Here is a 20681-nt window from a genome sequence, read left to right on the forward strand (position 1 = left end):
TTTATTCAACAGTCACTGATTTTGCAAGGTTTCTCGGTTTATCAACATCGTAACCTCGTTGTAATGTCGCAAAGTAAGCAATTAATTGCGTAGGGACAACTGTTAGTAGGGCACTTAATAACGGGTGTACGTTTGGTAGAACGAGTTGGTCAGTTGGTTTGGCTAACGCTTCACTGGCGATCACAAGGGTTTTTGCGCCACGGCTTTCAACTTCTTTTAAGTTTCCACGTGTGTGGGCGCCTGTAACCGCATCTGTAATTAATCCTAAAACCGGTGTGCCTTCTTCAATTAAAGCAATCGTACCGTGTTTTAATTCTCCTGCGGCAAATCCTTCTGCTTGAATATAAGAAATTTCTTTTAGTTTTAACGCAGCTTCCATTGAAACATAATAATCAACGCCACGTCCGATATAAAAGGCATTTCTCGTACCTGTTAGATAGTCAGCAACGAGTTCACTGATTAATTCTTTTTCATTAATCAACGACTCCATACCAGCTGCAATCAAACCTAGCTCGTGAACAAAGTCAAACTCAGCTGCTTGTGTGAGTCCTTTTTGTTGACCTAAAGCTTTGGCTAAAACGGCTAAAACGGCGATTTGAGCAGTATAAGCTTTTGTTGAAGCTACAGCAATTTCTGGCCCAGCGTGTAAGAGTAGTGTATGAGAAGCTTCTCGCGAAAGTGTTGATCCAGCTACGTTGGTAATAGTTAGTGATGGATAATTTAACTCATTAATCTTAACTAGTACTTGTCGGCTATCTGCAGTTTCACCACTTTGGCTTAAGAAAATAAAGAATGGTTTTTCTGATAATAGGGGCATATTATAACCAAACTCACTAGATAAGTGAATCTCAACAGGGATATTCGCTAAGCTTTCGATTATTTTTTTTCCAACCCAACCTGCATGGCTACTAGTTCCACAGGCCACGATGTAGATTCTGTTGCATTGTTTCATTTCGTTTAGTAAATCTGCCTCTAATTGAATACTCCCATCGTCAGTCGTGTAGTTTTGAATGATTCGTCTCATAACGGCCGGCTGTTCATCAACCTCTTTTAACATGTAATAAGGGTATGTGCCTTTTTCAATATCAGTTAAGTCCAATTGTGCTTCATATGACTCACGAAATACTTGGTTTCCTACTTGATCTTCTATAGCAATTGCCTCCGCTGTGACGACAACCATTTCTCCGTCAACAAGCTCAACAAAACGATTGGTTTGTTCTAACATTGCCATCGCATCACTACAAATCACATTGAACCCATCTCCAAGACCAACTAATAGCGGGCTTTTGTTTTTGGCTACATAAATTGTATCAGGATCTTCCTTGTCAATTAAACCAAAAGCATAAGAACCACGAATGACACTAAGGGCTTTTTTGAAAGCAGCTTTCGTCGTCATTCCTTGCTTCATAAACGCTTCAACTAAATGCACGGCAATTTCTGTATCTGTTTCGCCGATGAAACTATCTTCCGTTAGGTAAGTCGATTTAAGTTCTTCAAAGTTTTCTATAACACCATTGTGAACCAAAACCAGTCGTTGGCTTTGAGAGGTATGCGGATGCGCATTCTCTTCACTTGGCTGTCCGTGAGTGGCCCATCTAGTATGCCCAATACCGATTGTCCCATTGACTTCTGACGTTATTTTATCAGATAAATTTTTAATTCTACCTTGCGCTTTTACTAATGAATTGGAAGTCGGGCTGGCAACAAATAACCCGGCAGAGTCATACCCACGATATTCCAATTTCTCTAATCCTTTAATAATAATTTCTGTCGCATTTGGTTTTCCTACAATTCCTACAATTCCACACATAATGTTTCTATCCTACTTTCTTTTCATTATATGTTTCCGCTGCGTGATAGCTTCTTTGTTAGAATGTTACCATTCGTTTTTAAAACTATCTGTAGAGTGCAGTCCCTAGAGTCATCCGCCGAATCGTTCGATAAACTCTTTCCTCGTCATCTGAAAAAATCAGACCTGGCGCTATCCAATTGGTATACAAATCTCCTAATCGTTTAATTTTATCGGAAACAAGTAACATCATAGCGTTAATTATCTTCCGTGTCAACAATAAAATTAATTGGTATATACGTATTTTTATTTCTTACTGAAACTTGCGATGAAAAAATCACCAAAAATTTTCATTGTGTTAGCTGGTTTTCTAAAAAAAATGAGCAAAATTGAGCGTGTCGAAAACTTTTGGTACAATGGAGTTATCCACGAGGAGGACGAAAATATGGAAACAGAAATTAGAGTCATGACGATTAAAGAATTGAAAGAAGCAATTGCCGTATTAGAGGCAAATCCAGAGATAACAGATGCAACTAAACTATTTTTGGATACTGGCTGGGATAGTTTGCAAGAAGTTGCTCCGGATGCGCTTAGTATTGAAAAAGCCAAACAATTTCAAGTACAAGATGAATTAACAAAAGAACTATTCACCGGCTATTCGCTAGAAGAAAAAGCGGACAAAACAAAAGCAACAGGTGAGAGTGAAACAGTGATTGTTTTGCGTAACCTATACTAGGAGGACAAACAATGAATGGAAAACGTTGGGTTGCTATAGGGATTGCTGTTGCGTTATTTATATTTTCAGGGATTACTGCAGGGGTTGCTAATAAAGAATCCGTATCTGATGAATTATCAGGATTGAATGATCTACTGTATGGCTCTAATCAGCTATCAGAGACTATTTTGGAGAGTGGGAGTTCCTCTGATAAAATTGCTAGAATTCAAGTGGAGGGAACAATTTCAAGCGGAAATGGTGGCGGACTATTTTCGACAGAAACCTACAATCATGAAGACTTACTCAATCAGATTGAATTAATTAAGGAATCTTCTGATGTAAAAGCCGTGCTGCTAGAAGTCAATACTCCTGGAGGTGGCGTGTATGAAAGCGCCGAGTTAGCTCGAGCATTACAGGATCTCCAAAAACAAAAAATCCCCATTTATGTCAGTATGAAAAATATGGCAGCTAGTGGTGGATATTACATTTCTGCTCATGCGAATAAAATCTATGCAACACAAGAGACGGTTACCGGCTCAATTGGCGTCATCATGTCCAGTCTAAACTATTCTGGTTTACTAGAAAAGTTGGGAATTGATGATTCAACCGTTAAGAGTGGCGCGTTAAAAGATATGGGTTCCTCTACTCGACCAGAGACAAAAGAAGAGAAGGAAGTTCTTCAAGACTATATCGATAGTGCCTATGACCGTTTTGTGACGATTGTTTCAGAAGGACGAAACATTAGTAAAGATGAGGTGAAAAGAATTGCTGATGGTCGTATTTATGACGGACAGCAAGCGTTAAGCGTCGGTTTGGTTGATGAGATTGGGTTTCCAGACGATGCACTACAAGCCTTGAGAAAAGATTATGGGTTAGAAAATGCCCAATACGTACAATATAGTACTGAAAGTTCTGGTTTTGCTGATACGTGGCTAGGCTCAAAATTAGCACAGCTTCAAGGACTTCAACCCTCTGAAAGTAGTCAAATTCAGTCTATATTAAAAAGTATAGGCACCTCTGAAGCGCCAAAAGCAATGTATTATTATGGGGGTGAATAAGATGACTGAAGAAAAGAACGAGAGCGCATCGTCTGCACAACCCGAGTTAACTACAGATAAAACAACAGAAATAAAGACAGACTATGAGCAAAAACAGGTTGAGATGAGTCAGAAGAGCATAAATCCTTCTGAACAATTATCAACTTCGGCTGAGCTTGAGAACAAGCAGACGACTGCAAAACGGCAAGAGCCACTGGTTGGTCCTAACCAAGAATCCGTTCGTACCTATAATGAACAGAAGAACAAAACTGCCTATACCAAAGAAGAAATTCAGCAAAAACAGGAGGCTTGGCACTCCTTCTCAGAAGAACCAAGAACAACTCAAATACATGACTTTCCAGGATACTTCTATGCGGGATTTTGGATTCGTGGGTTTGCTTTTCTGATTGATTTGTTATGTATCCAAGCCATCAACTCCATTTCATTAGGCACCATCTTTTCTTTGGCAGGATGGTCAAAAGATAAAGGTTTTCTTAGTGTGTATAGTTTGATGAGCTTATTAATTTATCTTGGTTATTTTATTTTGTTAACCAAGATGACAAATGGTCAAACGATTGGGAAAATGATTTTTGGCATTCGTGTAGTGAGCTTTGAAGAAGATATCCTTAGTTGGCAAACAGTGCTAGTTCGAGAAGGTGCTTGTCGCTTTATTTTAAAATATCCAGCACTTCTATTAGGGTATTTACCAACCATCTTTAGTAAAAAGAAACAGCATGTTGGCGATTATTTTTCTGCAACCAGTGTAGTGACTATTAACACAGTTCTCGCTTTTAATAAAAAGCTTCGAGCATAGAGTCGTTGGTTTAATCTTAAAAAAAAGAATGAGATAGACTGCTGTCTAAACGACAGAAAAAAGAAGATAGTTAGGTACGGAGAGCACCATTTTGATCTCTAGACTTAATCTATCCTCTTTTTTTCTCTTGTTATCTTTGTTACACTAAATCTAGATAAATAGGAAAGAGGGAGCAAATGAATCAACCAATTGAATTTCCTAAAGATTTTGAACGTTTTGTTCGCTTGGGTAAGGTCGCTATAGAAAATGGCGAACTACTTAAAGCCACGGAACATTTTTCAGCAGCTTATGAAACCGAACAAGATTTTTCTATCAACATGCTTCTTGTGTCAACATTACTTGAGATAGGTGAAGTCAAGGAAGCTTTCGATTATGCCAAAGAAATGGTCCAAGACTATAATCAATCCGTTTCACATTTAGGCTTATACATCCAAGTATTGGTCCAGAATCGCTTGTTCATTGAAGCTACAAGCCTAATCGAAGGGAAAAAGGGCTCTGTAAGCGTAGAAGAAGAAGCCTTGCTAAACGAGTATTTAGAACAAGTGAAGCAAACAGAACAGGCTTATCAACAATTAGAATTTAGAAGAATCAAAGAAATTATGAAAGAACTGATTGAACTGTCGACGCTAGACTATTTCGCCCAGATTCAGACAATAAAAAAAATTGAAACACTTCCGACACAAAATTTTGAAGAAATCGCGCAACACTTGTTAATTAATGACCAGCTTCATCAGTTGGTACGTTCAAAGATTTTAGAAGAGCTAGTTCATATCAAAAGCCAAAAGATGGTTGAGTTTTTATGGCTAGATGAGAAAATTTATCAAGTGCAACCAGATTGTTTAACTTTACCTGAAAAGACACAAGCTTATCAATCGGTTTCTGCTGAGCTAGAAAAGCGCCTGATTAATGATAATCCTTCTCTCTTACTGAATCTTATGAATGAAGTACATCTACAGTTCGCGTTGTTATTTCCCTTTGCGGATGAGAAAGTTTCTAACCCGCATCTGTGGGCGCTGAACTACCTGGCTGAACAGGGAGAGGACATTCCAGGCACACCTGTCGAACTTGAGGCAGACTGGCAACCGATTCAACAGCTAAAAAATCAATTACAAAATTTGATTCTACAACTCTATTTGCAAGAATAATTCGCAAAAGAATGAAAAATAAGTAAAAAAATAATTTGTTAACGAGCTAAATGTTTACAATTTACAAGGGTTAGTGTACTATTTAAAAGTATGCATAACATAAAATCATGTATAAATTTTTAGTTTATTCGGAGGGAAACAAATGACTGCAAAATGGGAAAAAAAAGGCACCAATGATGGTGTATTAACATTTACAATCGAACAAGCACTAATCCAAAAAGGATTAACTACTGCATTTAACAAAGTAAAGGGAAATCTTAATGTGCCTGGATTCCGTAAAGGGAAAGTTTCTCGTCAAATGTTCAATAGTATGTATGGCGAAGAAGCATTATATGAAGATGCATTGAACGCTGTTTTACCAGAAGCTTATGAAGCTGCTGTAAAGGAAGCAGAAATCGAACCTGTCTCTCAACCAAAAATTGACGTTGAAAGCATGAATAAAGGCGAAGATTGGACAGTGACTGCAGAAGTAACAGTAAAACCTGAAGTAAAATTAGGGGAATACAAAAACTTAACAGTTGAAAAACAAGATCGTGAAGTAACTGATGAAGATGTTGATGCACGTATCAAACGTGAACAAGAGACACAAGCTGAATTAGTTATTAAAGAAGATGAAGCTGCTGTTGATGGCGATACAGCCGTTATCGACTTTGAAGGATTCTTAGGCGATGAAGCTTTTGAAGGTGGAAAAGGCGAAAACTATTCATTAGAACTTGGTTCAGGTTCATTTATTCCAGGCTTCGAAGAACAAGTTGTTGGTCATAAAGCAGGCGAAAGCTTTGATGTAACAGTTACTTTCCCTGAAGATTACCAATCAGAAGAATTAGCTGGTAAAGAAGCGGTCTTCAAAGTAACCGTTCATGAAGTAAAAGCCAAAGAATTACCTGAGTTAGATGATGAGTTTGCAAAAGATATCGATGAAGAAGTTGAAACTTTAGCAGAATTAAAAGAAAAATATCGTAAAGAATTAACAGAATCAAAAGAAAAAGCAGCTGAAGAAGCAAAAGACGAAGCAGCTATCCGCCAAGCGGTTGAAAATGCTGAAATCGTTGAATTACCACACGTAATGGTTCACGATGAAGTTCACCGCTCGATGGATGAATTTTTAAACAACATGCAACGTCAAGGAATTGCACCAGATATGTACTATCAATTAACAGGTACAACTGAAGAAGACTTGCACAAACAATTTGAAGGCGAAGCAGAGATGCGCACAAAAACAAACCTTGTGATTGAAGCAATTGCTGCTGCTGAGAAGATTGAAGCAACTGAAGAAGAAATCACTGCTGAAATCAAAGAATTGTCAGAAACTTACAATATGCCAGTAGACCAAATTAAAAACGTTCTAACTGAAGACATGTTAAAACATGACATTGCAATGAAGAGAGCTGTAGAAACAATCACTTCAACTGCAACTGAAAAATAATTGACTGTAAAAGGGTCTTTGAAGGTGAGGAAACTCATTTTCAGGGCTCTTTTTTTATAAAATTCTCAAATGTTACTAAAGGTAGATGATTTAGTTGCAGCTTCTAGTAGTAACCACTTTTGCTTTCTCACAAACTATGATATTATAGAAAAAGGCTGTACTAAGCCAAGATTGGAAAAAATATCTTTCCTATTATAGAAGAGTACGTAGAGTCTGAAACGGATAGAATCAAGGGGTGAAAACCATGTACGATAATACAAATGGAAATGAAACGGTTCGCTGTTCTTTTTGCGGAAAAACACAAGAAGAAGTAAAAAAAATCGTTGCGGGACCAGGTGTCTATATTTGTAACGAATGTATTGATTTATGCAAAGAGATTATTGATGAAGAATTTTACGATGAAGCAGTTCGTGAATTCATGGAAGTTCCCAAACCAAAAGAAATTTTAGAAATATTAAATGAATATGTCATTGGTCAGGAACGTGCCAAAAAAACTTTGGCTGTTGCTGTTTATAACCACTACAAACGAGTCAACGAATCAGAAGCTTCTGAAGATGTTGAACTACAAAAGAGTAATATTTGTTTGATTGGGCCTACAGGGTCAGGGAAAACATTTTTAGCGCAGACACTTGCTAAATCATTAAACGTACCATTTGCTATTGCAGATGCGACTAGCTTGACTGAAGCAGGTTATGTAGGGGAAGATGTTGAAAATATTTTATTGAAACTTTTGCAATCAGCAGATTATAATGTGGAACGTGCAGAAAAAGGCATCATCTACATTGATGAGATTGATAAAATTGCTCGTAAAAGTGAAAATGTTTCAATTACTAGAGATGTCTCAGGTGAAGGTGTACAACAAGCCTTACTAAAAATTCTTGAAGGAACCGTTGCTAGCGTACCTCCTCAAGGCGGAAGAAAACATCCACATCAAGAGTTCATCCAAATTGATACGACAAATGTCTTATTTATTGTCGGCGGAGCTTTCGATGGTATTGAAACAATTGCTAAAAACCGTTTAGGTGAAAAAACAATTGGTTTTGGAACAAATAATACGAAACTTGCTGAGGATGAAAGTATTATGAAACATATCATTCCAGAAGATTTACTAAAATTTGGCTTAATTCCTGAATTTATTGGACGTTTACCTGTAACAGCTGCATTAGATAAATTAACGAATGAAGACCTTGTTCGTATTTTAACCGAACCAAAAAATGCTTTAGTTAAGCAATACAAAAAATTATTGTCTTTAGATGAGACAGAGCTTGAATTCCAACCAGATGCCTTAAAAGCAATTGCTGATAAAGCGATTGAGCGAAATACAGGTGCTCGTGGTTTACGCTCAATTATTGAAGACATCATGATGAATATTATGTTTGAGATTCCTTCTGATGAACGGATTAAGAAAGTGATTATCACTAAAGAAGCCGCAGAAGGTGAAGGCGAACCAGTAATTCTTTACAATGAGAAAGAACAAAAGGCCGGTTAATTATTTGTCAGGGAGTTTATTTGTACGAAATAAATAGTGTAAGAATGAGAGTCGGTTCAGCCAACTCTTCTTCTTACTTGTTCAGTTTAAATTTAGGGCTGCGACATTCAATGTCACAGTCTATTTTTAGGGAAAGGAGCGGATCTACTTATGAAAGTCCATCAAGCAGAAATTATTATTAGTGCAGTTGCACCTAAACAGTATCCTGAAACAAATTTACCTGAGATTGCTTTAGCTGGTCGCTCAAATGTTGGAAAGTCATCGTTTATTAATACTTTAATCGATAGAAAAAACTTAGCGCGAACTTCGAGCAAGCCAGGAAAAACACAAACGTTAAATTTTTATTTGATTGAAAATGCCTTACATTTTGTTGATGTACCTGGTTATGGTTATGCCAAAGTTTCCAAAACAGAAAGAGCCAAGTGGGGGAAAATGATTGAAACATATATCACCACACGTCCTCAACTAAAAGCGGTTGTTTCCCTTGTTGATTTGCGCCATGCACCAAGCACAGAAGATATTCAAATGTATCAATTTTTGAAATACTACGATATACCGGCAATTGTTGTTGCTACAAAAGCAGATAAAATTCCCCGTGGCAAATGGAATAAACATGAAAGTGTCATCAAAAAAGCCCTTGATTTTGATAGAAACGATGAATTTATTCTTTTTTCTTCGGTAACCAAACAAGGAAAAGAAGAAGCATGGGCTGCTATCGAAGAAGCCATGACCTTCTAATCAAAAGAATAAAAAAGAAGCGACTACGTAGAATAAACGGCGTAATCGCTCCTCCAATGGGAATCCTAAATTAGGATTTCTTTTTATTTTTTTTCTTCTCGGGTTCTTTCACTTCGGGCTTTAAGAAACGATTGATATCTTCTTTAGGCGCCACTTTATTTTCAGGGTCAACAACAAAGTCAGCAAATAATTTATCTAGGTTGTCGGTGCGTTCAAATTTTAATCCCATGAAAATCCACCTCCATGTAAGTTTAGTTTACCACGTTTTTAAAATAAATGGGTAAGAAACAATTAAAATAACGCTTATTTTTGGTGCAATAGTCGTTGATTGGATATAATAGAATAAAAGAAGGGGTGAGGAAACAATGGAAGAACAACAAATATATGGTATATTACGTGTCGATACTGCGAAAGAAAGTGAAAAAATACAACTAGCTGAAGATTGGTTGTCTCTTGTCAGGATTTCCATTGAACCAACTTATTTTAAGTTGGAAGAATCCGAACCTCAGTCATTTGATTTAGAAAAAATGAAAGGACTAATCCGTGATTTGGCAGATTTAAATGAAGTCACTTGGTTAGTTGGTAACGAAGATAATGAGCTTAGCTTTAGCTATTTTAAAGGACGAATCCTAGAAAAGTACATATTTTCTAAAGTTGTCTTTTTCAAAAATCAGTCGTTAATTAAAGATTATTTATTGAAAAAAATGACTGAATATAAAGGTGTGATGGCTTACCTTCGTTCCTTTAATGAATATAGATACAGTAATTTAGGGAGTCTCAATGAGCGTTTAGCCTTTGAAACCATAGAAGAAATCGAGCAGTTACCCAAACTAAAAACGATGACTGGTGAAGAGCGAGTGGATTGTAATCAGTTTGCAGGATACGATATCTTTTTTAAAGGCCTTTGTCTGACTTCGTGTTGGCAGATGTTTTTTGGAGAACCATACTATTCGCTGATACCTAAACAGATTTTTAAAGAAGTTCAGCAAGTCGAATTTGCACAAGAGCATAAAAATCAGGTGATGGAAATTCAATTGTACAAAGATCCTTATAAATGGGCACATGAGAGTAATTTAAAGTTCCAACGCTTGTTTAGAGATCAATTGGGCTTTGATTCACTTGCTTGGGATAATGGTGTGGGGGTCTTAAGAGAACCTTATATTGAGTATATTTATCCGAAAAACTTTATTCATACGGTACAGTATCAAAATGACTCGCTTCAGCCTACCTCTAAAAAAGCCGCCAGTCATTTTATTACGCGAACTTATGATTTAATTCAAGGAGCCTATCAAGAAAAACGGGTGAAGGGGGCTTTAAGCGCTCAAGCTTTTTTCCCTTGGATAGATGAATCGCAAGCAAAGATGGTAGCCTATCGGGTGATTGATCCAGAGCTAACCTTGGATAATGGGCTAGCAGCGTATGCTTATTATATAAGAGATTATCTAGAAATAGATGTCATCGATGATAAATATCCGGACTATGAAGCTATCTTACGTTTCTATATTCCTCAAAATCAACTCGCTCAAATTCCGTTTGATGAGCTGTTTAAACAGTTTCCAGATACTAAAATCGGTCCTATCAAACGAAAAAAAGGGACCATTTCAGTTGAACTGAAAAAGGAACGTAATCACTTGCGGGTCTTGTTCTTAGACTATGATAAGCTAGAGGAACTTAGAGGGCTTCAAGAGCCGCAAAAGGTTTAGAAAAGTCTTTTTTAGGGGGCTGATAAAGACTGGAGTGGAACTACTACGATTGTTTCGTCGAGTGTTTATAAACGATATGAAAAATGCGTGAGCAAAAGCTCACGCATTTTTCATATCTATTAAATAGTTTCTAGTGTGGGCATTGGTTTTTTTAAAAGACCGAAGATGATGCCTGAAATAACTGCACCAACTGCGATGAAAACCAAATACAACGCTGGATGACTTAATAAGAAAACAACGAAAATCCCGCCATGTGGAGCAAGTAATTTAATTCCAAAGCCACCCACTAAGGCGCCAGTAACAGCTGAACCGACAACAAAGCTTGGAATTGCACGTAATGGGTCAGCTGCTGCAAACGGAATTGAGCCTTCTGTAACGAAAGATAACCCCATAACAATATTCGTTAACCCAGCATCCTGTTGTTCTTTAGAAAATTTATTTTTAAACAAGCGCGTTGCTACAAAAATAGCTAATGGAGGAACCATTCCGCCAGCCATAACAGAGGCCATAACGACGCTTCCACCCTCTGCAACTGTGGTCGCTAACGTAGCTGTCCCGAATACATAGGCTGCTTTATTGATAGGACCTCCTAAATCGACAGCCATCATCCCGGCTAACAAGGCACCTAATAAAGCGGCATTTGTTCCATCTAAACCTGCTAAAAAGTTATTTAAAGAGACATTGATATATTTCATAGGAATATTCAGTAGAAGCATTAGCATTCCAGTAATTAATAAACCAAAGACAGGATAAAAGAGAATCGTTTTGATTCCTTCTAGTGATTTTGGCAACCCTCTGAAGACTTTTTTCAAAGCAATCATTACATAACCTGCCATAAAACCACCAAGTAGCGCGCCTAAGAATCCAGCATTACCAGCTAGCGCAAGAGAACCTGCTGCAAAACCAACAATTAAACCTGGGCGATCGGCAATACTTGAAGCAATAAAACCAGCTAAGACTGGTAACATAAAGCCAAATGCGGCACTTCCAATTTGATTAAAGGCACTAGCTAGTTCGTTATAGCTTCCTAATTTGTCGAGTGATTCTTTAGGAACCCCTATAAATTGATCAATCATAAAGGAAAGAGCAATTGCAATCCCACCACCAATTACAAACGGTAACATATGTGAGATACCATTCATCAAGTCTTTATAAACTCTAGATAAAAATGTTCCGTCCGCTGAATCATCAGAGGAGGTATTTTCAGATTGATTCCCATGGAAAGTTGGTGCATTCCCACTTAATGCCAATTGGATTAATTCTTCAGTCTTACGAATGCCATCGCTGACTGGTCGATTCACTAATTCTTTTCCATCAAAACGGTTCATTTCAACTTTTTTATCAGCGGCAACAATGACAGCATCCGCACGAGCGATATCTTCAGGAGTTAGTTTATTTTTGATTCCTTCTGAGCCGTTTGTTTCGACTTTAATTTCGATACCCAACTCTTTGGCTTTTTTCTTTAACGCATCTTCCGCCATATAGGTGTGGGCAATCCCTGTTGGGCAAGCTGTAACAGCAACAATAAATTTGGAAGAGCTTTGTTTAGTTGATGTCGCTTTTGCTGCTTGCTCTGCCTTTTCTTCGGCTGCTTTTTTGTCTTCAGCCGCTTGAAAAAGATTTTGAACCGCTTCAGGTGTCTTTGTTTCTTTTAATTTTCCGACAAATTCAGGATCAATCAGAAGACGAGATAGGGCAGCAAGTGCTTGCAAATGTGTATCGTTTGCGCCTTCTGGGGCAGCAATCATAAAAAAGAGATAGGTTGGTTGACCATCGAGTGCTTCATAGTCAACACCTTGAGCACTTTTTGCAAATAAAACAGTCGCTTCTTTGACCGCTTTATTTTTGGCATGTGGCATCGCAATCCCATCACCTAAACCAGTCGATGTTTGTGCTTCACGAGCCAAAATACCGTCCTTGTAGACTTGGCTGTCCGAAATTCGCCCAGCTTCAAACATTTTTTGAACCATCTCATCAATGGCTGATTTTTTATCTGTTGCTTTTAAATCCATAATCATCGCATCTTTTATTAATAAATCTTTAATATTCATCATAAACCTCCTAAAATGATTGTATTTGTGTAATTGTAACTTCCAATATTAATTCAGCAATCAACTCTTTTGAAGCTAAATCATCAGAAAATGCCGTAGCACTTCCGCATGCAACGCCCCATTTAAAGGCTTCAACTGCATTTTGTGTTTTTTCATATTCGCCAACGAATCCAGCAATCATTGAATCCCCAGCACCTACAGAATTTTTCACTGCACGTTTGAGTACATTTGATTGATAGACCCCTTCGTTAGTAAACAATAAAGCGCCATCACCAGCCATCGAAATGATTGCATGCTGTGCCCCTTCATCTAAAAGTTTTTTCCCATAAGGAATAATCTCTTCGACTGATGAAAATTGCGTTTTATACAACTCAGCCAATTCATGATTATTAGGTTTGACCAAAAGCGGGTGGTGGGGAAGAGCTTTTTGTAAGTCATCTCCCGTTGTATCAATTACAAAAGCCGCCTTTTTTTCTTCGATATAGTGAACTAATTCTTGATAGAAGCCTTTTCTTAAACTAGAGGGTGTGCTACCCGAAAGGATAACAGTATCACCTTCTTTGATGTTAGAAAGATTGGTTATAAATTCAGAAATTTCTGTTTCTGTGAGTGTTGGGCCTAAACCATTGATTTCCGTTTCACTCGTTGATTTTAGTTTGATATTAATACGTGTATCATCAGTAGTTTCTGTAAACTTGCAAAAGATTTGTTCTTCTTTAAGCCAGTCTGAGATGAATCTTCCTGTGAATCCACCTAAAAAACCTAAGGCCGTTGTTTCTCTTCCCATTCGCTTTAAAATACGGGAAACATTAATTCCCTTGCCACCAGGTAATTTTAAATCACTAGTCATTCGATTTAGGTTGCCTAACGTTAATTCATTTACGCGAACAATATAATCAATAGAGGGGTTGAGCGTGACTGTATAAATCATTTATAATACCTCCTTAACAGTTGTTTTTGCTTGAAAATCTTTGCGGTATGCTTCATCACAGTTATCCGTAATGATCGTTGCTTTTTCAATAGAAGCGACTTTTGAAAAGGTAACTTTGTTAAATTTTGTGTGATCAAGCAGAACAAATACTTCTTCAGATTGTTTCATAGCTAATTGTTTAAGTGCTGCTTCTTCTGGATCGGGAGTCGAATAGCCGAAATCTAAGTGAGCCCCATTCATTCCCATAAAAACTTTGTTAAAACGCAGTTGTGCCAACTGTTTGATGCTGGTTGAACCAAGAACTGCATCTGTTGATAGTTTGATAGCTCCACCTAAAATAATTGTCGGAATTTGCAATTCTACAAGCTGTGAGGCGTGTTGAACGGAATTAGTGACAACCGTAATTGACGTTGAAAAATCTTTTAATAAGGGAATCATTTCTAGTGTGGTTGACCCAGCATCTAGATAAATAATATCGCCTTCATTGATTTCAGCGACAGCTAAAGTAGCAATAAATTTTTTCTCTTGAATGTTTTTGAATGTTTTCTCGCTCATTGCTTGCTCATACGAAAGCTTTTGACTTTTTTTAGCTCCTCCGTGAATTCGTTCGAGTAAGCCGTCATCTTCAAGTTCTTGTAAATCTCGACGGATGGTTGATTCTGAAACATCAAAAGCTAGCATCAAATCTTGGGATTTTACAATAGAAGATTGTTCTAATAGTTGAAGTATCCGTTGTTTTCTCTCATCTGTAAGCATTTTCGAATCCCTCCTCACAAGAATAGTAGCATAGTCAATTCTAATTCGCAATAAAAAACATTCAAAAACATTCACAAATAATTAAAAAGCGTCAAAAACAGGGAGATATGTCTTAAATAAGAATTGTTTTGAAGAAAAGCAAAGAATAATTCGCTTTCAAAAGAGGAATGTAATTGAAAAATGGCAAAAAAAGCCAAAACCATTCATCATGCAGGAGAATGGTTTTGACTTTGATGGAAAATAGACTGGGATAACATCCTTAATTTTCCTAATTTACGATCATCAGTTCGAGCGAGTCACTGACGACCGTAAATTAGAAGAGCATGGGACATAACTCAAAAAGTTATGCCCATGCTCCTATTTCCCGAATAAACGGTGGGCACAGAAGCAACTCCATCTGCACTACGTAAAAACCACTTCGATCTCATCAATCTCTAAAGGTGGAACACCTTAAGAATTGAAGGACGTTGTTCCGCTCTCAACAACTTCTACGCATGGGACATGCTAGAGTTGAAGGTTCGGAAATAAGCTGAAATTGCTGTGAAACACTATTTACAAAGTAAATAGATGTAGAACAGTACCTAACCGGTGCTGTGAAACACTATTTACAAAGTAAATAGATGTAGAACAGTACCTACCTGGTCACAAAAATTTGAAGAGCACCACGTAGGAATCAATCAACATCGAAAGAAAGTCTTTCGTGTTTCTTGTCATTTTCGTGGATTCCCTCTTATTTCTCGGAGTTAAACACTTCTGTCCCAACCTCGTATAGCTTCTCGCTCTTTTATTTAAAGAATAGTTAGTTACATACCTTGTAGATATAAAGACTGTTTGCCGAGTTCATTGTAAATTTCGATAAATTCAGTTTTATCAACCGCACGATTTTTATGTCCATAGGGATCATTAACATACACAAAGTTGGCATCCACTCCTGTGATAACGGCTGCGTGGCAGAGTGGCGTTACTTTGACGGTTCCACTCAACGTATTCCAGTATCGAAAATCAGAGGCTTGTGGCACTTGGAAATCTACGGTCGTTTCAACCCAGACAGGTGTTCCTTGATGGATTAATTTTTCTACGCTAGAAAAAGGAAGTTCTTTTTTAGTAATCACGTGATATTTACTGGTCACAATTGTTTCAGCAACTTTAGCGATTGGTTCAACAGCCACGCCCATTGCATTTAGACCGCCTGTGATGTCTCCTACAAATCCATCATGGGGATTGCCATGTAACTCATTGGAGATAGTGACAGGGACATACTCTAGTAACTCAGCTAATTGGTTTTTATTCGTATCATAACCATAATAGCGCAATAGCATAGACAGTGCCGTAATCTCACACCCATTACCTAAGCTTGGCTCATCGTTTTGGTTTTCTAATGGCACATCGATAACCTCAATCTGCGCTGCATTACTTGTCTGAAACAAATTAGCTGAAAAGAGAGCTGCCGTACCGATAGAAATCAGGAAAGTGAGGAAAATGACCATTTTTTTCATATGAAATGCCTCCTCGATAGAGTTATTATAGAATAGATAGTGCTGATTGACAGGAAATCCAAGTGTATCTTCTGAAACATAGAAGACTCAGATTTCCTAATCTCAAATCAGACTAACTATCAAAAATTTCTAATCCTTAACTTTAACTTTCAGGTTGACGAATATCAAAGAAGTTAAGTTTAGGATCATTTAGATTATTGAAATTATCATAATAAAAAGCTGGTAGAAATAGTTTAGAAAGCTGGTCTTGATCAACAAAGAAACCAAAATGAATCGTTCGAACTTCCTTACCTGAAATAGGAGTCACTTTGTAATAACTTCTATCTTTGCCGTGATATTCAAGGTAATCAAGCTCTAGAGTTAGCGCTGTGGCTTCTCTGCCGTCATGAGGGACATGTAGCAGTGTGCCTTGTTTATTTTCAAGAAGTTCTGGACCACTCTGTAAGTATAGGTCCTCGATAGGTTGATCTGTTACATTCTCAATCGTTGCTGTGACGTAGACAAATTTTGCTTTCATTTGTCGCGTTTCTTTGATCGTATCGATTGTTTTTACACCATCGCCGTAATCAATAAGGTTTTGTTTGAAGGGGATTAATTGATTTTTTTCATCAATAATTTTGTACTCAGTCAACCTTTCTATACTCGCTTCATTAAAGTTATCTAACGGAAAGTTATTTAACGAATCAAATACTTCAACTGAGCTAACAGTATAATTAAATTTCATGTTTGTCTGTTCAATATTGATAGGGATTGTCTCACCAATTTGATGAATCCTTTCGCTATCAGCTGATAAACCAGTCTCTTGAGGTTCAGTAGGCTGATGATTTTCTAGCGAGTCATTGTATTCATCAAAATCCAGGGTCGTAGAGGCTTCTTCTTTGGTACTCTTGGCTAAGGAGACATTTTCTAAAACCTTTGTTAGGACTTCTTCAGTCACATCATTTCCGACATAAGCTTCCAGTACATAACCTTCTTTTTCAAAAAGAATAAAGACGTTTGTGTCAAACATTTGATTCTCTAATCTCTCTTGTTTTACTAACAAAGCTTTATGATGATTATAAGTCGTCTCTTTCATTTCTTTTGAATAGAGGATATCGAAATCCGCGGAAGAATGAATTTTCCATAATACAAACGAAAAACCGCCCTTATAAAGATTGTCCTCATAGCTATACTTATCAGGAGAATTTTTGTTTTCCACCATCCCCTCAGGAAGATATCCTAAGTCCAGTTTGTAATAGGCGTCATCACGGACATTCTTTTTATCGGTATTTACTGATAAGCTGACTTTATAATCCTGTTTTTGGGCAAGCCATTGATAGAGCTCATTGGCAGCAAAAACTGTTGTTGGAACAACAAAAAAGGCTGTGGCTGCGATTAAAAGTATTTTCTTTACTGAAAATTTGCGGATGGGCGTGTTTGTTTGTTTTGTCCTTTTTAATAGTTTTTCCTTACGGTTCATGTATTTTTCTGAAAATATATGATCTTCATGGATCTGGTCAAATTCTTCTAAAGATATCTGTTCAGCTATTTGCTCTAATTTTTTTTCATTTTCTGTTGGTTTATTCATACTCAGTTTCTCCCTCCAAAATGATTCTCACTTTTTTCTTTGCTCGTTCAAGTCTTTTTTTGACCGTATCTGGTTGAATAGCTAATAATTCCGCCGTTTCTTTTGTTGATAAGCCATAGTAAATACGGTACAGAAAAACTTGTACGTAAGGCTCCTTCAAATTCGTTCGAACTTTCTGTAAAAGTTCCTCTGTAAGTAACGTGTCAAAATGTTCCTCAACATTATTGGTTAACCGCTCATGTTCTTGACTGTTTTCCTTAAATTCGTTTTCCACTCGGTTTTTTCGATAGGAATCAATCGTTTTATTTTTGGTCATCCGTAAGATAAACTTTTTGAGTCGAAGAGAATCGTAGGATTTTAGAGTAGGGAGCTGGCCATAAAGCTGTTCAAAAATATCTTGTGTGATATCTTCTGCTTGCTCCTTGTTATTTATTATCGAAAAAGCTAAAAAAAATATTTTTTGTTCAAATTCTTTATATAATTGTTCAAAAAATAGATCGTCTGGAAGTTCATTTTCCATGGATAAATTCCTCCTCGCATGTACGTACACTCTATATAACGTTTCAGGGTGAAAAAAGGTGACAACAAAATTTAAATTATTTAGATAATTAAACTAGCTCTCGTCTAGAATCTCACTTTTTTTAATAGAAACCAAGTATAACCTGTCGAAGTTTTAGGCAAGGAATTTTTTAAGTTTTAAAGGATAGTTGTTTTATGACCTAAGGGAAAATGGTATAATTGAAAAGATTGATTGAAAGAAAGGATGTTGTTCATGTCATCCAGAGATGATTTGCTTAGAGGGATGAATCCTCGACAAAAAGAAGCGGTTCTTCATACAGATGGAGCCCTATTATTAATGGCTGGGGCTGGAAGTGGTAAGACACGGGTCTTAACGCACAGAATTGCTTATTTAATAGAAGAAAAAGAAGTTAATCCTTGGAATATTTTGGCGATTACGTTTACGAATAAAGCGGCACGAGAGATGAAAGAACGGGTGACCGACATTCTTGGCGCAAGTGGACAAGATGTTTGGGTATCAACATTTCACTCAATGTGCGTGAGAATTTTGCGAAGAGATGTTGAATTCATTGGCTATAACAAAAACTTTACTATCTTAGATTCCTCTGAACAGCTTTCTTTAATGAAAAGAGTGTTAAAGGAGCTCAATCTTGATCCCAAAAAATATGATCCTCGTGGGATGTTAGGGATTGTTTCTCAAGCTAAAAATAATCTTCAAACACCCGATCAATATGCACAGCTACAAGGGAACTTTTTTGAGGAGATGGCAGCAAAATGTTATGCACTCTATCAAAAAGAGCTCAGAAGAAATCAGTGTATGGATTTTGATGATTTGATTATGAATACGATTCGTTTGTTCAAAGAGCATCCAGATTCGCTGACATTCTACCAGAATAAATTTCATTATATCCATGTCGATGAGTACCAAGATACCAACCATGCGCAATACACGTTAGTTAATCTATTAGCTGAGCGGTTTAAAAATCTTTGTGTCGTTGGGGATGCCGATCAAAGTATCTACGGTTGGCGTGGTGCTGATATGCAAAATATCTTAGATTTTGAAAAAGATTATCCAGAAGCGACAGTTATACTATTGGAACAAAACTATCGTTCAACAAAAAATATTCTTTCAGCTGCTAATCAAGTGATTCAAAACAATCATAACCGTCGTGATAAGAAATTATGGACAGATAACGAAGATGGTGAAAAGATTACGTATTATCGCGCGGATAACGAACGCGATGAAACCAATTTTGCTGTTTCTGAGATGCAGAGACTGATTCGTGAACAAGGTCGAAAATATGGCGATTTTGCTGTGTTATATAGAACGAATGCGCAATCACGTGTTATGGAAGAAACGCTTCTAAAATCAAATATTCCCTATAAAATGGTCGGTGGTCACAAATTCTATGACCGAAAAGAAATTAAGGATATTTTAGCGTATCTTAATGTGATAGCTAACCCAAGTGATTCGATTAGTTTTGAGCGAGTAATTAACTCGCCAAAACGCGGGGTTGGACCAGGCTCTGTCGAAAAATTAAGAAATTTTTCTCAGATGCATGAGTGGTCACTTTTAGAGGCCTCACAAAACATCGAATTGGCGAATATCTCTGGCAAAGCTGGAAAAGAAATCGGCAACTTTGGTGTGATGATTGATCAGCTTAGTCAGATGGTGCCTTATCTTACCATTACTGAGTTGACAAAAGAGTTGATTGACAAGAGTGGTTATGAAGAAGATTTGAGAATTCAAAACACATTAGAATCTCAAGCACGTATAGAAAACTTGGAAGAATTTCTGACTGTGACCCAAGAGTTTGATAAACGTTACGAAAAACAATCAGAAGATGAAGCTGACGCACCAGAAGAGAAATTAACGGTTTTCTTAAATGATTTAGCGCTAGTCTCAGATATCGATAACCTAGAAGAAAATGCCTCTCAAGTCACTTTGATGACCTTACATGCTGCAAAAGGCTTAGAGTTTCCTGTTGTCTTTTTAATCGGCCTAGAAGAAGGAGTTTTCCCACTGTCTAGAGCATTGATGGAAGAAAGTGAATTGGAAGAAGAACGTCGTTTAGCTTATGTTGGGATTACTCGGGCAGAACAGATTCTTTATCTATCTAATGCCTTTTCGCGGACACTCTATGGACGCACGCAGTACAACCGACCTTCACGCTTTGTTGAAGAGATTGAAGATGAGTTATTAAATTCTGCTGGAATGGCACCTGCTAGAACGAGACCCACACAAACCTTTACACCGAAAGTCTTGAAGCCGGCTTATACGCAACCGGCTACGAAATCTGTTTCGAGCAAAGTTTCAACAGGTGGCGAAGAAGGTGGCTGGCGTGCTGGCGACAAAGTTAAACATAAAAAATGGGGTGTTGGAACCGTCGTTCGTGTGGGTGGTTCAGCCAAAGACATGGAGCTTGATATTGCGTTTCCTGAACAGGGAGTCAAACGGTTATTGGCCGCTTTTGCCCCGATTGAAAAAATATAAGAATAAGTAGG

At 37.4% G+C, this 20681-nt stretch carries 18 protein-coding genes; 9 read left to right on the forward strand and 9 right to left on the reverse strand.

All coding sequences use genetic code 11. The features are described 5' to 3' along the window. Position 1: 1 nt before the first annotated feature. Together glmS and IGI37_RS07215 are read right to left on the reverse strand one after the other, a co-directional pair. Complete coding sequence (gene glmS / locus IGI37_RS07210; RefSeq protein ID WP_438760905.1) at positions 2–1810, reverse strand: glutamine--fructose-6-phosphate transaminase (isomerizing); 1809 nt, start codon at positions 1808–1810, stop codon at positions 2–4. Between the two features lie 85 nt (positions 1811–1895). Then, positions 1896–2042 (reverse strand): hypothetical protein, encoded by a 147-nt coding sequence (locus tag IGI37_RS07215; RefSeq protein WP_438760907.1) that lies wholly within the window; start codon positions 2040–2042, stop codon positions 1896–1898. Positions 2043–2234: 192 nt separating this feature from the next. On the opposite strand from IGI37_RS07215, the gene IGI37_RS07220 reads away from it, so the two are divergent. From IGI37_RS07220 to yihA, 7 genes are all read left to right on the forward strand, one after another. After that, positions 2235–2525 (forward strand): hypothetical protein, encoded by a 291-nt coding sequence (locus IGI37_RS07220; RefSeq protein WP_438760909.1) that lies wholly within the window; start codon positions 2235–2237, stop codon positions 2523–2525. Between the two features lie 11 nt (positions 2526–2536). Then, positions 2537–3562 (forward strand): signal peptide peptidase SppA, encoded by a 1026-nt coding sequence (gene sppA / locus IGI37_RS07225; RefSeq protein WP_438760910.1) that lies wholly within the window; start codon positions 2537–2539, stop codon positions 3560–3562. 103 nt (positions 3563–3665) lie between these two features. Beyond that, the gene (locus tag IGI37_RS07230) at positions 3666–4355 is read left to right on the forward strand and encodes an RDD family protein (protein WP_438763613.1); all 690 of its coding nucleotides are present in this window, start codon (positions 3666–3668) and stop codon (positions 4353–4355) included. A gap of 176 nt (positions 4356–4531) precedes the next feature. Further along, positions 4532–5500 carry a hypothetical protein gene (locus tag IGI37_RS07235; protein WP_438760912.1) on the forward strand — a complete coding sequence of 323 codons (969 nt, stop codon included), beginning with the start codon at positions 4532–4534 and terminating at the stop codon, positions 5498–5500. A gap of 142 nt (positions 5501–5642) precedes the next feature. Next, positions 5643–6926, forward strand: coding sequence for a trigger factor (tig, locus tag IGI37_RS07240; protein ID WP_438760913.1), 1284 nt, complete (start codon positions 5643–5645; stop codon positions 6924–6926). A gap of 244 nt (positions 6927–7170) precedes the next feature. Beyond that, positions 7171–8415, forward strand: a complete 1245-nt coding sequence (gene clpX, locus IGI37_RS07245) for an ATP-dependent Clp protease ATP-binding subunit ClpX (RefSeq protein WP_438760915.1) — start codon at positions 7171–7173, stop codon at positions 8413–8415. 150 nt (positions 8416–8565) lie between these two features. Then, positions 8566–9153: a ribosome biogenesis GTP-binding protein YihA/YsxC gene (gene yihA, locus IGI37_RS07250; RefSeq protein WP_438760917.1), complete on the forward strand. Its 588-nt coding sequence runs from the start codon at positions 8566–8568 to the stop codon at positions 9151–9153. A 70-nt stretch (positions 9154–9223) separates the two neighbouring features. Here yihA and IGI37_RS07255 read toward each other — a convergent pair whose 3' ends face one another. Further along, the gene (locus IGI37_RS07255) at positions 9224–9382 is read right to left on the reverse strand and encodes an SPJ_0845 family protein (protein WP_438760919.1); all 159 of its coding nucleotides are present in this window, start codon (positions 9380–9382) and stop codon (positions 9224–9226) included. Between the two features lie 136 nt (positions 9383–9518). On the opposite strand from IGI37_RS07255, the gene IGI37_RS07260 reads away from it, so the two are divergent. Continuing rightward, positions 9519–10856, forward strand: a complete 1338-nt coding sequence (locus tag IGI37_RS07260; RefSeq protein ID WP_438760921.1) for a hypothetical protein — start codon at positions 9519–9521, stop codon at positions 10854–10856. A gap of 119 nt (positions 10857–10975) precedes the next feature. Here IGI37_RS07260 and IGI37_RS07265 read toward each other — a convergent pair whose 3' ends face one another. The 6 genes from IGI37_RS07265 to IGI37_RS07290 form a co-directional block, all read right to left on the reverse strand. After that, positions 10976–12907 carry a PTS fructose transporter subunit IIABC gene (locus IGI37_RS07265; protein ID WP_438760923.1) on the reverse strand — a complete coding sequence of 644 codons (1932 nt, stop codon included), beginning with the start codon at positions 12905–12907 and terminating at the stop codon, positions 10976–10978. Positions 12908–12917: 10 nt separating this feature from the next. Beyond that, positions 12918–13838, reverse strand: a complete 921-nt coding sequence (gene pfkB, locus IGI37_RS07270) for a 1-phosphofructokinase (RefSeq protein ID WP_438760925.1) — start codon at positions 13836–13838, stop codon at positions 12918–12920. Beyond that, the gene (locus tag IGI37_RS07275; RefSeq protein ID WP_438760927.1) at positions 13839–14594 is read right to left on the reverse strand and encodes a DeoR/GlpR family DNA-binding transcription regulator; all 756 of its coding nucleotides are present in this window, start codon (positions 14592–14594) and stop codon (positions 13839–13841) included. It lies immediately after the preceding gene. A gap of 803 nt (positions 14595–15397) precedes the next feature. Further along, positions 15398–16090, reverse strand: a complete 693-nt coding sequence (locus tag IGI37_RS07280) for a C39 family peptidase (RefSeq protein WP_438760929.1) — start codon at positions 16088–16090, stop codon at positions 15398–15400. Positions 16091–16232: 142 nt separating this feature from the next. Beyond that, positions 16233–17657, reverse strand: a complete 1425-nt coding sequence (locus tag IGI37_RS07285) for a hypothetical protein (protein ID WP_438760931.1) — start codon at positions 17655–17657, stop codon at positions 16233–16235. Further along, complete coding sequence (locus IGI37_RS07290) at positions 17650–18177, reverse strand: RNA polymerase sigma factor (protein WP_438760933.1); 528 nt, start codon at positions 18175–18177, stop codon at positions 17650–17652. Before IGI37_RS07290 ends, IGI37_RS07285 begins: the two co-directional genes overlap by 8 nt. A gap of 252 nt (positions 18178–18429) precedes the next feature. Between IGI37_RS07290 and pcrA the strand changes: the two genes are divergently transcribed. Beyond that, on the forward strand, positions 18430–20670 hold the full coding sequence (gene pcrA / locus IGI37_RS07295) for a DNA helicase PcrA (protein ID WP_438760935.1): 2241 nt from the start codon (positions 18430–18432) through the stop codon (positions 20668–20670). Positions 20671–20681 lie beyond the last annotated feature (11 nt).

Source organism: Enterococcus sp. AZ194, from assembly GCF_051713825.1.
In the GTDB taxonomy this organism is placed as follows: domain Bacteria; phylum Bacillota; class Bacilli; order Lactobacillales; family Enterococcaceae; genus Enterococcus_K.

Coding starts and splice junctions, on each gene's coding strand:
- IGI37_RS07230 (WP_438763613.1), top strand. CDS start 3,666: ATGAGTCAGAAGAGCATAAATCCTTCTGAACAATTATCAACTTCGGCT.
- tig (WP_438760913.1), top strand. CDS start 5,643: ATGACTGCAAAATGGGAAAAAAAAGGCACCAATGATGGTGTATTAACA.
- IGI37_RS07220 (WP_438760909.1), top strand. CDS start 2,235: ATGGAAACAGAAATTAGAGTCATGACGATTAAAGAATTGAAAGAAGCA.
- IGI37_RS07255 (WP_438760919.1), bottom strand. CDS start 9,382: ATGGGATTAAAATTTGAACGCACCGACAACCTAGATAAATTATTTGCT.
- yihA (WP_438760917.1), top strand. CDS start 8,566: ATGAAAGTCCATCAAGCAGAAATTATTATTAGTGCAGTTGCACCTAAA.
- glmS (WP_438760905.1), bottom strand. CDS start 1,810: ATGTGTGGAATTGTAGGAATTGTAGGAAAACCAAATGCGACAGAAATT.
- IGI37_RS07235 (WP_438760912.1), top strand. CDS start 4,532: ATGAATCAACCAATTGAATTTCCTAAAGATTTTGAACGTTTTGTTCGC.
- IGI37_RS07260 (WP_438760921.1), top strand. CDS start 9,519: ATGGAAGAACAACAAATATATGGTATATTACGTGTCGATACTGCGAAA.
- clpX (WP_438760915.1), top strand. CDS start 7,171: ATGTACGATAATACAAATGGAAATGAAACGGTTCGCTGTTCTTTTTGC.
- IGI37_RS07275 (WP_438760927.1), bottom strand. CDS start 14,594: ATGCTTACAGATGAGAGAAAACAACGGATACTTCAACTATTAGAACAA.
- IGI37_RS07280 (WP_438760929.1), bottom strand. CDS start 16,090: ATGAAAAAAATGGTCATTTTCCTCACTTTCCTGATTTCTATCGGTACG.
- sppA (WP_438760910.1), top strand. CDS start 2,537: ATGAATGGAAAACGTTGGGTTGCTATAGGGATTGCTGTTGCGTTATTT.
- IGI37_RS07285 (WP_438760931.1), bottom strand. CDS start 17,657: ATGAATAAACCAACAGAAAATGAAAAAAAATTAGAGCAAATAGCTGAA.
- IGI37_RS07215 (WP_438760907.1), bottom strand. CDS start 2,042: ATGATGTTACTTGTTTCCGATAAAATTAAACGATTAGGAGATTTGTAT.
- pfkB (WP_438760925.1), bottom strand. CDS start 13,838: ATGATTTATACAGTCACGCTCAACCCCTCTATTGATTATATTGTTCGC.
- pcrA (WP_438760935.1), top strand. CDS start 18,430: ATGTCATCCAGAGATGATTTGCTTAGAGGGATGAATCCTCGACAAAAA.
- IGI37_RS07265 (WP_438760923.1), bottom strand. CDS start 12,907: ATGAATATTAAAGATTTATTAATAAAAGATGCGATGATTATGGATTTA.
- IGI37_RS07290 (WP_438760933.1), bottom strand. CDS start 18,177: ATGGAAAATGAACTTCCAGACGATCTATTTTTTGAACAATTATATAAA.